This is a genomic window from Natrialba hulunbeirensis JCM 10989 (genome assembly GCF_000337575.1).
Taxonomy (GTDB): Archaea; Halobacteriota; Halobacteria; order Halobacteriales; family Natrialbaceae; genus Natrialba; species Natrialba hulunbeirensis.
Genome location: NZ_AOIM01000021.1, coordinates 1 through 15257 on the forward strand (window position 1 = coordinate 1; position 15257 = coordinate 15257).

Genomic DNA, 15257 nt, shown 5'->3' on the forward strand with positions numbered 1-15257 from the left:
GACGCCGCGCTGGCGGAGGTACTCGGCGTACGAGAGCGTCTGTTCGTCGGCTTCACCGTTCGTGTCCGCGTCCAGATCGACTCGTGTTGGAACGCTCCCAGCGGACTCGAGTACCAGCGCGTCAGCACCGGCCCCACTACCGAATGAGACGCCCAGAATCGACTCGTGGCCGTCCGCAAGCGCGCCGGCGAGCGAAACAGGAACGCTCGCGGCGCCGAGGTCGCCGAGATTGTGAACGGTTGCAGCGGCCTGGATCTCGTCAGTACCGACGCCGGCCGCGCCGGCGGCGCGGTAGGGGAGTTTCCCNGAGATTGTGAACGGTTGCAGCGGCCTGGATCTCGTCAGTACCGACGCCGGCCGCGCCGGCGGCGCGGTAGGGGAGTTTCCCGTTTGGGGCCTGGATGGCGGCGGCCGTTGGCTCGAGGTCGTCGCTAGAGTCGAGTGCGCCCACAGCGCCACCGATGGTTTCGGTGAACGCCTGGCGGTCGTACTGGGTGACGCCGAGGCCCTGAATCTCTTCCTCACCGCTGTTCCGGAAGCGGGTGCCGGGGTAGGGGAGGGAGTACTCGGCGCGGTCGACGATGTCGGCGGGACCACTCGATTCGAGGACGAACGCAGCGGCACCCGCGCCGGCGGCGTGGTCGAGTTCGCTGTCCGGTTCGCCACGTGGTGCGTCAGCGGCGACGACGAGCCCCGTCGTCTCGCCGTCGGCTTCGACGGCGTCTATGCCGGCCCAGAGCGCGCGTGTACCGGCTCGCGTGCTGCCGGTGAAGACGTGGCGGGTGGCCGCCTGATTGACGGCAAGCATCGCGCCCAGACGGGCCGTCAGGTCCTCTTCTGCGACTGGTGGGCGAGAGGATGCGAAAGCGAGCCAGTCGATGGCCTCGCCTGTGAGATTGGCTGCCTCGAGTGCACGCGTTGCGGCCTCATAGCCCATCGTGAGCGCGTCCTCGTCGGCTGCGGGAACGGCCTTCTCGGAGATACCAGAGGCCTGGAAGTGACCCCAGGCGTCTGCGAACGCTTCGGCTGTGATCCGGAATCGCGGTGCGTACGCGCCGACTGCAGTAATAGCGACCATCAGGCGCTCACCTCCGTTTCCTTCTCTCGCGGACGGCGTCCGCTCGAAGTAACCGAGGAGCAGTGCTCCTCGCGCTCAAAGATGTGGATCACGGATGCACCACCGCTGCCGCCGACGTTGTGGGTGAGCCCACGGGTGGGGTTCTCGACCTGTCGATCACCGGCCTTGCCCGAGAGCTGTTTGAACGCCTCTACGACCTGGCCGGCACCGGTTGCGCCGATCGGATGCCCCTTCGACTTGAGGCCGCCCGACGTATTGACGGGGAGATCACCGCCGAGTTCGGTCGCACCGGACTCGATGAACTCGCCAGCCTGTCCCTTCTCACAGAAGCCGAGATCCTCGTAGGCCAGCAGTTCGGCGATTGCAAAGCAGTCGTGGACCTCCGCGAAATCGAGTTCCTCTGGGCTGATACCGGCCATCTCGTAGGCCGTCTCGGCAGCGTGCTGGCTTGCTGGGACGCCCGTGTAGGAGTCGCGCTGGAACAGTCCGACGCTGTCGCTGCCAGCACCGACGCCGGCGACGCGGATCGGATCGTCCGTATAGTCGTCAACGACGTCCTCGCTGACGATCAGCGCGCAGGCCGCCCCGTCGGAGGTCGGACAGCAGTGATAGAGATTGAGCGGGTCCGCGACGACGGGTGCCGACTGGGCGTCCTCGAGTGAGCACTCGAATCCCAGCNTTGAGCGGGTCCGCGACGACGGGTGCCGACTGGGCGTCCTCGAGTGAGCACTCGAATCCCAGCTGGGCGTGCGGGTTCTTCGCGCCGTTGGCGTGGTTCTTGACGGCGACGCGTGAGAGCTGTTCGCGCGTGGTACCGTACTCCTCCATGTGGGCACTTGCCATCTGGGCGTAGACGCCCGAGAAGGTGGTGCCAGAGAGACGCTCCCACTCGGTTTCGCCGGACACGCCGAGCCAGTACTTCGTCGCGTCCGAACTCATGTCGGTNCCCGAGAAGGTGGTGCCAGAGAGACGCTCCCACTCGGTTTCGCCGGACACGCCGAGCCAGTACTTCGTCGCGTCCGAACTCATGTCGGTCATAATCTCGAAGCCGCCCGCGAGGACGACATCCGCCATACCGGACTTGACCGCCTGGACGGCCTGGCGTGTCGCAAAGCCACTCGCTGCGCAGGCGTTTTCGACGCGCGTACAGGGGACGCCGTCGAGACCGACGTGTTCGGTTACGGCAGGGCCTGAAAGACCGAGCTGGCGGCCACCGACGCCGAGCGTGCCGATGAACGCTTCGTCGACGTCGTCCGTCTCGAGTCCGTTCGGAACGCTCTCGACTGCGTCTTCGAACGCCGTTCGGAACAGCGATCGGTAGCTTTGGTCGGGAAACGCACCGTAGNTCTCGAGTCCGTTCGGAACGCTCTCGACTGCGTCTTCGAACGCCGTTCGGAACAGCGATCGGTAGCTTTGGTCGGGAAACGCACCGTAGTCTGATTGTCCTGCACCGACTAAGTAGGCGTCTGGCATGCGCATAGCAGTATCAATTGCCACGAGATAAGTACACCGTTGTTCACAACCGATGTCTGGGGGCGGACGGCGGCGTGTAGGTACGTGTTTGTTCGGGACTACTAGGTAGTTCTCGAATTCACCATCGAAAATCATCTCCGAGAATACTATCGTGAAGTTGTACTCATAACTAGTACGGATATAATCGTAAGAAGATCACGCTCTGGTTGGAATACGGTTTGGAACTAATACCTTCGTACGATTCAGTGGAGAATCCGAAAACCAATATGGTATGAAAGTGACCGAGATCTAATTTCGTCATCCGAAACAGGGTACTGTGATCGACCATATCTACTGAGGTTCATTTATACCTGTAGCCAAAGACGATACGAAAATTGATTTACATTCGTACTCCTGTATACTCTGTGGCCGCTATCGCACTCGATATTTTACGCCCATACCAATGTAAACCAATGAAAGTATTGTCATACCTTGACGGCTTACCCAGCCATTGCTCCAGAGGGCAATCTGTATTCGAAAGGCAATTGGTAGTGATCTTTTAGCGCGGATCTCATTACACTACTCGGCCAGCGGACCCTACTCTGCCGATTGCGAACGGTGTATTTCAAAGCCGCTTCTTTGTTTCGTAATAAGAAACACCTGTTTGTCGAGGAGCATGAGCGTGTCTGTACAATATCCATTTCATAATTAGATTGAGTTCTGTAAAATAGTGTCACAGCCAGGTACTGCTTGATGAGGGCCCGCGTTATTGCTGTTCTTGATACCCTGACGTCGCCGTTAGTAGTAGTCCCGGTGACTGTTCTAATGCTCTCCCGAAATTCTTGTTGACGAGACCGGGAGACGACGAAACAACCCTCGGTATGATTTCGAATGAGTAAACTTTTTCTCGCGATGGAGCATTTATTGGGTAATGCCCCCACACGGAAGTACTTCGACGGCCACGCGGATCAAGAGCGTCGAAACTTCCCTCACCATAATCGAGGAGCTAAAACGTCAGAACGGAGCCACTGTCACGGAACTGGCTGCAGCCATCGACGTATCGAAAGGAACGGTCCACAAACACCTGACTACGCTACGCGAGCACGATTATGTCGTCAACAATGACGGCACCTACCAGATCGGTCTCACCTTTCTGGATATCGGCGGCTATGCGCTTTGCCAATTCGACGGTATCAAACAGGTCGAGTCCAAAGTAAGAGAGCTCGCAGACCGGACCGGTGAAACGGTTCAGTTTTCGACAGAGCAACACGGTCGCTCCGTCGTATTGGCTCGAGAGGCGGGACACAAGGGTGTCTTTAGTCGTGCCCGGCTTGGAAAGAGGTTTCACATGCATCAAATCTCGGGCGGAAAGGCAATCCTTGCCCACCTGCCGAAAGAACGCGTGCAGGAAATAATCGACCGCCACGGACTGCCCGCCGCGACAGATGCAACGATTACGAGTGAAACCGAACTCTTCGAGGAACTCGAGTGCATCCGTGATCGAGGGTACTCGTTCAACAAAGGCGAAAGTACGGATGGACTCCATGCCATCGGAGTTCCACTGATGGGGCCGGAAGGAGACGTTCTCGGTGCATTTGCTGTCGCAGGACCGAGCCACCGGATGCACAGCGAGCGATTCAAAGACGAGATTCCCGACGTTATGCGAAGTGTTGTTAACGAAATCGAGCTGAATCTCACGTACTCCTGATTAGAGACCGACATTCAAGCAAAACGCTACGCAGCGCGGACAGTACCCGAAAAGATTTTCTCAATCCGGTGTGAGAGTCAGTTGTATGCAGCCGTTAGACGATCTTACCGTCGTTGATCTAACCCAGTCGATAGCCGGCCCAGTCTGTACACAGTTACTCGGGGAGATGGGTGCGAACGTGATCAAGGTCGAACCACCATCAGGAGATAATTTCCGGAATCTGATGGGTGGAAGCATGTTCACTCCGTTCAACCACGGGAAACAAAGCGTCTGCGTCGATATGAAAACCGACGACGGCCACGCCGTCGTCACGGAGTTGTTCGACGAGGCCGATATCGTCGTCGAGAGTTTCCGTCCGGGCGTCCTCGAGAAATACGATCTCGACTACGAATCGGTGCGGACACGAAACGAAGACGTGATCTACTGTTCGCTGTCTGGATTTGGGCGAACTGGGCCCTATAGCTCGTATCCAGGATACGATCCGTGTGTTCAGGCGGTTTCTGGCTTGATGGCAATCACCGGATATCTCGACCGACCTCCGGTCCGAATTCGTGCCAGCCTGATCGATTGTGGGACGGGAGCGAACGCTGCGTATGCGATTCTGGCTGCTGTCCGCCAGCGGGATCGAGGAGGTACAGGCACTGCAATCGACATTTCTCTGTTCGATGTCGCCGTGTCGTGGATGTCCTATTGGGTCTCGCGGTACGATCGAACAGGCAAATTACCCGAACGCGCAGGTGGACAAGGTATTGGCAGTGCACCAAACGGCGTCTTCTCGACAGGGGATGGGTACGTCTACCTTGCAACGCTCTCTGAAGCCATGTACGAGCGACTCTGTCGATTCCTGGGTCGTGAAGACCTCCTTGAAGACGAACGCTTCGAGACGATTGACGACAGACTTGAACACCGCGAACTCCTCAAAGAGGAGTTCACCGGCGAGTTCGAGTCGTACGATGCGATCGAACTAGAGAAAGGCCTTATGGATGCAGGCGTCCCAACCGGTGCAGTGCGGACGGTCAGCGACATCGTTGACAGGGATCCACACGTTGCCGAGCGATCGATGCTAGTGGATTCGTACAACCCAGAAGCCGACGATGAGGTGGTTGCACCTGCGCTTCCGTTCAGGTTCAGCTCGGCGATCCACGACGGGACGTTCTCCACTCGACCGCCGAAAAAGGGTGAGCACACGACCGATATCCTCGAGGCGCTTTCCTACCCTGAAGAGGAAATTGCCGATCTATTTGACCAGAACGTTGTTTTCAGTGAAGGGTAATATGGCATCCTACACCCAGGCGTGAGTGCTTGATACTGGAACCGTATGGGCAGCGCTCAGAGTACCCGACTCCAGTGGGATGTGTCTTCCTGTAGGCTCATTTCCCCATCTTGGCGACGTCTATGGTAACCACTAGAACTCAATCGACACCCAACCGTACGTGGGACGTGTAGCCTGACGTGAGTATGACGGATGGATCGATACCATCAAAAACAAATCATTACTGGTGATGTATAATATTGTGAATACAGATCAATAGTGTCCGATACACAACTCCATTTTGACGGAGTGCGGTTAGATGATGAAATACCAATCCAGTTGCTGTGCTTCTACAGAAGATACCGAGGACCAGGATCTGTCTGACGGTAGATTCGACGCTATGATTCTGGATACACGCTTCGTTTCTTGATTACGGTCAAGAAGCTCCTCGACCATATTGATTGGGACTCAGTGGCAACTGATCTTCTCACCTTAAGTAAGATTTCTGAATATATAATTCGTAGACTACCAGATGGCGTACGTTACTATGTATTGAACAACTTGCACATCTCTATACTGTACACTGGACAAATCAATCACTCAACAAACAATATATTGGGTGGTGCTATAGTGACCATTAGAACTTTTTACTCAGTCGATATTGCTATGTGTCGTGGATTATCTCGACGATTTCTCTGTCGAGGAATTACAAGATCCCCTCGACAATGTGGAAGAGAAGAAGCCGACACAACGGCTATTAGCAGCAATAGCATACAAAGATGGCCTCACGCAGACTGAACTAGCCGAGTGGTACGGCGTTCAGCGACGCACAATCTATAGCTGGCTCAAGCGACTTGACACCGACGAGTCGCTTGAGCAGGCTGTTGTTGATGATCACCGATCTGGGAGAAAGCGAAAGACCTCAGAAAAAGAGCAAAAAGAGTTTGAGGAAATGGTCCACGAATCTCCCGAGGAGGTTGGCTTTGACGCGTCGGCGTGGACGCCGTCGCTCGTCCAACAGTCTCTTGATGAGACGTACGGTGTCGAGTACTCAATCCCGAGCTGTCGGCGGTTGCTCAAAGAGGCGGGATTGAGATTCCAAAAACCACGCCGTACAGCCGTCGAATCTGAAGCTGAGGAACAAGAAGCGTTCCGCGAGGAACTCGAAAAAAGCGGCGGGAGATGGACGCCGCAGTAGTCTGCATCGAGTGAACCAAGCAATCCGTACAAATTGAGCCGCGTGCCCCGTTAGTTCCCGGCGGAACGCGGCCGTCTGTCGAATTATCCGGTCAACGCGACTGGACGCGTCTCCTGAGCGCGACCACCGAGGAGGGCGACCGTTTTTCGCTCGATTCGAAGAGTACGTAACCGCCGTACACGCCAAACATTTCACTCTTGCATTATGTAATGGGATCATAGATGATTTGCCCATTGTGCTGGATGGAGCGCCGTATTTTCAGGTGTCGGCCGCCACGGACCTGGCGGCATACTCGCCAGAGCTGAATCTTGTCGAGGCGTGCTGGAGACAAGTTCAAGCCGCTTTCAGCAACCGCTTTTTGGGTACTCGATGATCTTGTAACGGCGATTGATACAGCTCTTGACCGGCTTTCCGTACTACAAGTGAGTAATTATTTTTGACCCTCACGATCGGTGACGGCGATTTTCACTCTATCTGTGGGATGCCCATTGTGCACTTCCGTACTGCTCCATACCTACGCCACGACGTCTTCGCCTATCACGTTAGTGCACTCGAGTACCGATCATATCGGCTGGGAAAATACCTGTCCTGCTGGGGCGACCTCTGCCGCCAATGGCTCCTTCACGACTTCGAGTACCGACAGCGTTTTATCCACTTTCTCTCTCTTACTCCGGCAACCTGGTCAACTAACTCAACTGATCCGACGGAAAGAAGTAGGAGTGATTGAGTCGAGTGTCCGTCGACACAGTCGTTCGGTTCCGGCCGGCACTGTGGCGGGCAAAACCATACAAACGACAGCAAACACAGGACCACAGGCAGTCTGTTGCCCGATGCTTAAGGGCGGGTTCGGAAAGAGTAGGTTCGTCAGCACACTCGGCGGTCTCCTTGGGGATGTGCGCGGTCACAGTGTCCTGGTTGTCGGTCTCGACCTGGCTGGCCACCTCTCGACTGGACCTTGTCTCTCGACTGAACCTTAGGGTACTACACGCGCGCGCGAGCGACGAGGCGACAGATCTCGCAGACGTGTTACTCAGCGACAAGACCATCGATTCAATTGTCAAAAACCCTGTCCACCGCTTCGATTTCGTGCCAAGGCTGCACCTCGAGTCGGTGACTGACGCACTCTCGACGGATTCGGTTCTCGCATCAGATCTGAAGATAAAACAGGAACTCGTCGACGAACACCTCGGCGACCGACACCAGCGGGATGGACCCACCGAAGCCGCCAATTCGACACACTGGTGCGATCGGTGATGTCTACGAGGCCCGCAAAAACTCCGTCGGATGGGCATTCGTGACGATGAACTCCGCGAGGTTCACGATGTCGTCTCGGAACTCGCACTCGATACTATCGACGAAATCCCGGAACGGCTTTCGGAGAAGCGTCGAGAGTCGTGAGGCAAGAGCTGACGGGTTCCTTCTACACACACTGGTACGTATTCCGCCTCCCAACTATTCATATGGGTTCGACGTAACTGTGGGTTATGCTCACTCTCGACAACGTTCTCGATCTGAAGTGGCCTGACGCTCCCACGTGGTCGTCGTGTGGTTCGTTTCTCGCTGTAACGGTACACGAGAACGATGGGAAGGTATTGGTCATTGGTCAACCAGGAAAGGAGCCGTGGCGCGTTCGGCCAGCCGACGAACACGTCGCAGAGTTCACGTGGTCCCCGACGGAGCCACAACTCGTCTGTACGACCGAGGACGGAGTGACTGCCCTCGTGGATCCACGCGAGCAATCCGTCTCGGAGATCGCGCGCACGCCCGACGGTGATGCATCGCTCACCTGGTCGCACGATGGGTCGCGTCTCGCTTTCTATCGGGATGGCAAACCCCGAACTCGGTCAGTGACCGACGGCGTCGAACGCGCGTTCGATGTTCCAGAGCGGGGACCATTCCTTGGCGGGGAGCGTGCGTTCGCCTGGCGTGAGGACGGGCTCCTCGCTTATCGGTTCACAGACTGCGAGACGAAGTGCGTCGGTGTGATCAACACCGAAAGCGGGGACCTCGTCTGGCGAACCCGTCCTGACGCTTCGTCACAGTCGCCGTTCTGGCTCGACGACGGGCGGCTGTGCTACGAGCGCCGACGGGAGTACGGTACCGTTCGGGAGTTCATTGCCGTCGACGTCGATGCTCCGCAGACCGAGACTGTCCTTTTTCAGGAAGTCGACGAAGAGATCGGCGCACTCTCGCGTGGGTCACCGCGTCTTTCCCCCGACGGCACGTTGCTAGCCACGGCGCTCCCAGTCGATGGCTACGAACACATCCACGTGATCGATGTCGCTTCGGGCGAGCGAACGCAACTCACCGAGGGAGCCTTCGAGGACAAGGGTCTCGCCGATTCTGCGCCGCGATGGATCGACGATAGCCGATTAGTTTTCGCGTCAAACCGGCGAGATACAGGTCAGCGACAGCTCTACACGGTCACGCTCGATGGAACGACGGAACCGCTGGTCGAAACAGCTGGGACAAACGTCGAACCGCGGCCGTCGCCAGACGGCGATCACGTCGCCTACCTGCATGCAAGCCGCGATCGGTCTCCGGAGGTTCGTGTCCGGGAACTCGAGTCCGAGTCGGCCGATGCTGACTCAGCCGAACCAGCTACGCAAACCGATGTTCAGTTGACCCACTCTGGCCTTCGCGAATGGCCAGAACCACCGGTCGAACCGGAGCGAGTTACGTTCGAGAGTGGAGAACTAACCATCGAGGGATACCTCCTCGATCCACGTCAAAGCGAGTCTGTTCCCGACGACGCAACCGACCTTCCGGCTATCGTCTACGTCCACGGCGGGCCGATGCGTCAGATACGAGATGGCTTTCATCCCTCTCGCTCGTACGGGCTTGCCTACGCGTACCAGCAGTACCTCGCCACGAAGGGATACGTCGGCCTGTTCGTGAACTACCGTGGCGGTATCGGCTACGGCCGGGCGTTCAGAGGAGCGATCGGCAGCGACCGTGGGCGGGTCGAGATGGACGACATCGCTCGTGCCGCTGACTATCTGCGTGCTCTCGAGTACACCTCCGATTCAGTGGGGCAGTGGGGACTCTCCTACGGCGGCTACGCCGCGCTTCAGCTCCCCGGAACCCACCCTGGAACATTTGATGTGACGATCAACATCGCCGGACTTGCCGACACAGCGAACTACCACGAGTGGGCGACCGAGACGAAATTCCCTGACATCGCCTCCGCAGCGACGACCGTGATGGGACACCCACTCGAGAACCCCGACCGATGGGACGATGCCAGCCCAGTCACCCACATGGACCGATACGAGACGCCGTTGTACAGCTTCCACGGCACGGCTGACCGGTACGTAAACGTCGAGCAGCAGGACATCGTCGTGAACACGCTGCTTGATCTCGACGTCGAGTTCGAGGCCGAGTACTATCCTGGCGAAGGGCACGTGTTCTCGAAGCGGTCGACGTGGCGGCGAACGTTCGAGAAGATTGAAGCGGCATTCGACGAGCACCTCTAGGAACAACTGCAACTATCGTAGCCACTGCAAGTCAATGCACAGCTGTCGTGTGATCAGTGTGTAAATAGTTGCAGTTGTTACTATATAGTAGCCACCGACTTGCAGTGGCCCCTGTCCCTCCCATCACGGTCGCCATGCCGGCTTCCGTATGGGTGACCGGCCACTCACGTTTCACGTTGCGACCGACGCCCGCGCACGTCAGTCCGGCCCGGGAACGACGATTCCAGCGCAGCGACGAGCACATCGACCGTTTCCTCGGCGTCGTCGAGATCGATCGTCTCGACCGGTGAGTGCGTGTACCGACAGGGGACAGCAATCGCGCCAGCGTGGCGCGCCCGGCCGGCACTCTGAAACTCTGTCGCGTCTGTCGTGCCGCCGATCATCACGTCGTGCTGGAGGGCAACGTCGGCTGACGAACCGGCGGCTGTGAGCCACTCGAGTGTCTGCCGATCCACGAGGACGCCACCGAAGAGATACTCGGAGGTGCCGTCGCCGAATTCGACGACTGGGCCGCCGCCGAGTTCGACGGTACTCGAGCGGTCGCCGTCGATCGGGTAGTCGTCGCTCGGGAAGATCTCGAGTGCGATGGCGATGTCGGGATCCACCTCGTGTACTGCGGCACGGGCGCCGCGAAGGCCGACTTCTTCCTGGACGGTGGCGGCGTAGTGGACGGTTCGATCCGACTCAGTCTCGCGGGCGACGGCGACGAGAATCGCGAGTGCGATTCGGTCGTCGAGCGCACGACCTGCGAGTCGACCGTTCGCGAGGTCGGTTAGTTCGCGGTCCCAGGTTGCGTGGTCGCCGGGTTCGACGTTCAGTTCGGCTACCTCTGCCGGATTCTGGGCACCGAGGTCGATGTGGAGGGTTTCGGGGAGGCTGTCTTTCTCGTCGCTATCCATGAAGTGTCGCGGCTTCGTCCCGACGACGCCGGGGACATTGTCGGGGCCGACGAGCACGTGTTGCCCGGGGAGATACCCCCGGTAGTGGCCGCCGAGCATCGAGAACGAGCAGAGGCCGTCCTCGGTGATACCGTCGATGAGGAACGCGAGTTCGTCGGTGTGGGCGGCGAGGAGGACGTCTTTGGTATCGCCGTTGGTTTCGTTGGTGTCAGTCGCATCCGCGTCGCCATCACCAGTATCGGTGCCACCCTCCTCACCGTAACTCGTTGCCACGACGTTCCCCATCGCATCCCACGACACCTCGTCGACGTACGGGTCGATCAGTTCCTCGAAAACACGGGCGACGTGGTACTCGCCACCGGGACCGCCGCGAGCGGCGACGAGTCGGTCGAGTTCCGTCCGTTTGAGCGCCATGACGGTCCTGTGTCGGCGAAACGGACATAGCTCTTGGGGCCCAGGCAGTCGGTGACGGTGACCACCTATGATGCTAGGGGCTGGTTATTTTCACCCTGCTGTGACGTGCTAGGGGTACACTAGGGTAGTGTTCTCAATGTCCAAGGAAGACACAACATCCAACATCGATCGACGCCGATTCATCAAATCGACGGCTGCTATCGGTGCAGCAGGGCTCTTTGCCGGGTGCGTTGGAACCGACCCAGATGACACCAGTGGTGGAGGTGGGACGTTCCGGATCGCGACCTCGGACGAGGTCGAGACGTTCGATCCGCGAATGAATCAGATGGTGTGGTACAGTACGGCTGCCCACTACCTGTTCGACTCGCTTTTCATGTTGGAGCCGGACGGCAGTGGCACGGTTCCGCACCTCGCCGACGGCGAACTCGAGGAGGTCGACGAAACGACGTTCGTCGCCGACATCCGCGATGACGTCTCCTTCCACAACGGCGACCAACTGACCGCGGAGGACGTGGCGTACTCGCTCAACTGGGTCCGAAACCCGGACAACGACTCGCCAAACCTCTCGAACGTCGAGTTCATTGACGAAGCCGAGGCGACAGGTGAGTTCGAAGTCACGTTGCACCTCGATTACCAGTTCGCGCTGATGGAACAGGAACTCGCCACGATGAACGCTGCGATCGTTCCAATGGATGTCGCTGAGGAGATGGGTCAGGAGGAGTTCGCCCAGAACCCCATCGGTAGCGGCCCGTTCGAACTCGTGAACCACGATCCGTCAGCCAGCGTCGAACTCGAGGCGTACGACGACTACTTCCTCGGCGAGCCAGCACTGGATGGACTCGAGTACCGGATCATTCCGGAGGCAGAGGTTGGTTTCGTCGAATTGGCAGATGGTACTATTCATCAGTCAAGCGTGACGGACGCTCTCGTGGATGAAGCGGAGTCGAACGATGCCGTCGAAACGCATCAGCTGGATACCTTCAACTTTCAGGGGCTCATTATCAACTGTCTGGAGGGTCCGTTCGAAGACGTCAGGGCGCGCGAAGCGGTTCAATACCTCGTCGACTACGATGAGTTGTTGACGGGTGCCGTCGGCGACCTCGGCGGTCGGAGCGTGGCCCATATGCCCCAGGGCGTTGTTGATGCCTGGGACTTCCCTGCGGACGAGTGGCGAGAACAGTACTATCCGGAGCAAGATCACGACCGCGCACGTGAACTGTTCGAAGCGGCTGGACTCGATACCGACTTCGAGGTGGACATCGTTACGTTGTCCGGTGAGGCGATGCGGGGTCGAGCTACTGTCTTGCAACACGAATTCGAGGAGGTTGGAATCGACGCAAACGTTAGAGAGGTATCGGATGGAGAATGGCTGGATTCGCTCGATAACGGAACGTTTGATATCAATACGTACGGATGGGGCGGAGGTGACGATCCGGACGGCTACTACTACCGGATGTTCCGTGATCTCACGAACGACGACGGTGGTATGAACGACGATGTCGTCGGCCATTCGTCGATCGGCTATCTCTACGAGGGGGCTCGATCGCGCGGCGATGACGACCTCCTGGAGGATCTTGAGAGGTTTGACGAACTCGTTCGTGCGGCGCGGGAGACGACGGACCGCGAGGAACGCTACGAGTACTACGTCGAGGCAGTTGAGATTCTCATGCCGCTGTACCCGGTCATCGGCGTGTACTCTGCCGAGGGTGTGACTGGCGTCCATACCGACGTTCAAGGGTACCAGCCCACGGAGTTCGGCGAACAGGAAGTGTTCAACCACTGGCAAGAGGCGCGGATCGACGACTAGCTGGCAAACTCATTCGCTGGTGGGAGTTACTTCGTATACTGATGGGATGTCGGTTCGCCTCCCTCGGTACCGAACCGGGACCGCCGTGAGCGGCGACGAGTCGGTCGAGTTCCGTCCGTTTGAGCGCCATGACGGCCCTGTGCCGACGAAAGCGGTCGCAACTCTTGGGACCCAGCAGTCGGTGACGGCGGGCACCTATGATGCTAGGGGCCGATTATTTTCCCCTGATGTGACTTGTTCGGGATACACTAGGGTAGTGTTCTCAATGTACAAAGAAGGCAACACATCCGATATCGATCGACGCCGATTCATCAAATCGACGGCAGCTATCGGCGCAGCGGGGCTCTTCGCTGGGTGCGTCGGCAGCGACCCAGACGAGCCGGGGGACGGGAGCGGGACGTTCCGGATCGCGACCTCGGACGAGGTCGAGACGTTCGATCCGCGAATGAACCAGATGGCGTGGTACAGTACGGCTGCCCACTACCTGTTCGACTCGCTCCTGATGATGGAACCGGACGGCAGCGGCACGGTCCCGCACCTCGCCGACGGCGAACTCGAGGAGGTCGACGAGACGACGTTCGTCGCCGACATCCGCGACGACGTCTCCTTCCACAACGGCGACCAACTGACCGCAGAGGACGTGGCGTACTCGCTCAACTGGGTCCGAAATCCGGACAACGACTCGCCAAACCTCTCGAACGTCGAGTTCCTCGACGAGGCCGAGGCAACCGGCGAGTTCGAGGTCACCCTCCATCTCGAGTACCAGTCCGCGCTGATGGAGCGAACGCTCGCCGGAATGAACGCCGCGATCGTGCCGATGGACGCAGCAGAGGAGATGGGTCAGGAGGAGTTCGCCCAGAACCCGATTGGCAGCGGCCCGTTCGAACTCGCGAACCACGATCCGTCGGCCACCGTCGAACTCACGGCCAACGACGACTACTTCCTCGGCGAGCCAGCACTGGACGGACTCGAGTACCGGATCATTCCGGAGACGGAGGTCGGGTATGTCGAACTCGCGACCGGCGACATTCACCAGTCCGGTGTGACGGAGGCGTTGCTCGACGAGGCACAGAACGACGACAATATCGACGTCTACCAGCTCGACAATTTCGACTTCCAGGGGTTCCTCCTGAACTGTCTAGACGGGCCGTTCGAGGACAGACGAGCGCGTGAGGCACTGCAGTATCTCGTCGATTACGACGAGTTGTTGATCGGTGCCGTCGGCGACCTCGGTAGCCGGAACTGGGGGCACATGCCACAGGGCGTCATCGACGCCTGGGACTTCCCGGCAGACGAGTGGGAAGAGCAGTACTATCCCGAGCAGGACCACGACCGCGCGGTCGAACTGTTCGAGGAGGCAGGCCTTGGCACCGATTTCGACGTCGAAATCACGTCCCAGTCGGGCGAAGCGACGACAGGGCGTGCAACCGTGCTCCAGAACGAGTTCGAGGAGGTCGGCATCAACGCCACGGTGAGCGAGATTTCAGACGGTGAGTGGCTGGATGGACTCGACAACGGTGACTTCGACATCACCACGTACGGGTGGGGCGGGAACGACGACCCGGACGGCTACTACTACCATATGTTCCGTGACATCGAAAACGACGACGGTGGCATGAGCGACGATGTCGTCGGCCATTCGTCGATCGGCTACCTCTACGAGGGTGCGCGTGAACGTGGCGACGAGGAGGCGCTCGAAGATCTCGAGCGGCTCGACGAGATCGTTCGTGCAGCGCGACAGACGACGGACCGCGAGGAACGCTACGAGTACTACGTCGAAGCTGCTGACCTCCTCATGCCGCTGTATCCCGTTCTCGGTGTGTACTCTGCCGAGAGCGCGACTGGCGTCCACACGAACGTACAGGACTACGAGCCGAGTCCGTTCGGTGAGCAGGAAGCGTTCAACCAGTGGCAAGAGGCGCGGATCGACGACTAGCTGGCCAGCCACATTCACAGATGGGAATCATTTCGTA

General features: G+C 58.6%; 7 protein-coding genes and 3 pseudogenes. 7 read left to right on the forward strand and 3 right to left on the reverse strand.

Features of this window, described 5'->3' with window-relative positions:
• Both C483_RS08040 and C483_RS21230 read right to left on the reverse strand, forming a co-directional pair.
• Window positions 1-1078 (reverse strand): annotated as a pseudogene (locus C483_RS08040) (ACP synthase); the annotation flags it as partial.
• Window positions 1078-2551 (reverse strand): annotated as a pseudogene (locus C483_RS21230) (thiolase C-terminal domain-containing protein). The pseudogenes C483_RS08040 and C483_RS21230, both read right to left, overlap by 1 nt.
• Before the next feature lie 910 nt (window positions 2552-3461).
• Between C483_RS21230 and C483_RS08050 the strand changes: the two are divergent.
• The 5 genes and pseudogenes from C483_RS08050 (at window position 3462) to C483_RS08070 (ending at window position 10164) form a co-directional block, all read left to right on the forward strand.
• On the forward strand, window positions 3462-4238 hold the full coding sequence (locus C483_RS08050; protein WP_006652858.1) for an IclR family transcriptional regulator: 777 nt from the start codon (window positions 3462-3464) through the stop codon (window positions 4236-4238).
• An 85-nt stretch (window positions 4239-4323) separates the two neighbouring features.
• Window positions 4324-5511 (forward strand): CaiB/BaiF CoA transferase family protein, encoded by a 1188-nt coding sequence (locus C483_RS08055; RefSeq protein WP_049912504.1) that lies wholly within the window; start codon window positions 4324-4326, stop codon window positions 5509-5511.
• 652 nt (window positions 5512-6163) lie between these two features.
• Window positions 6164-7128: pseudogene (locus tag C483_RS19465) on the forward strand (IS630 family transposase).
• A gap of 646 nt (window positions 7129-7774) precedes the next feature.
• The gene (locus tag C483_RS20825; protein WP_241431485.1) at window positions 7775-7942 is read left to right on the forward strand and encodes a hypothetical protein; all 168 of its coding nucleotides are present in this window, start codon (window positions 7775-7777) and stop codon (window positions 7940-7942) included.
• A gap of 230 nt (window positions 7943-8172) precedes the next feature.
• Entirely contained in the window at window positions 8173-10164 is a 1992-nt protein-coding gene (locus C483_RS08070) for a S9 family peptidase (RefSeq protein WP_006652863.1), read from the forward strand.
• A gap of 164 nt (window positions 10165-10328) precedes the next feature.
• Here C483_RS08070 and C483_RS08075 read toward each other — a convergent pair whose 3' ends face one another.
• A complete protein-coding gene (locus C483_RS08075; protein WP_006652864.1) occupies window positions 10329-11477 on the reverse strand; it encodes a M42 family metallopeptidase in 1149 nt (382 codons plus the stop codon).
• A gap of 136 nt (window positions 11478-11613) precedes the next feature.
• Between C483_RS08075 and C483_RS08080 the strand changes: the two genes are divergently transcribed.
• Complete coding sequence (locus C483_RS08080; protein WP_006652865.1) at window positions 11614-13284, forward strand: ABC transporter substrate-binding protein; 1671 nt, start codon at window positions 11614-11616, stop codon at window positions 13282-13284.
• 265 nt (window positions 13285-13549) lie between these two features.
• On the forward strand, window positions 13550-15220 hold the full coding sequence (locus C483_RS08085) for an ABC transporter substrate-binding protein (protein WP_006652866.1): 1671 nt from the start codon (window positions 13550-13552) through the stop codon (window positions 15218-15220).
• The last annotated feature ends 37 nt before the right edge of the window (window positions 15221-15257 follow it).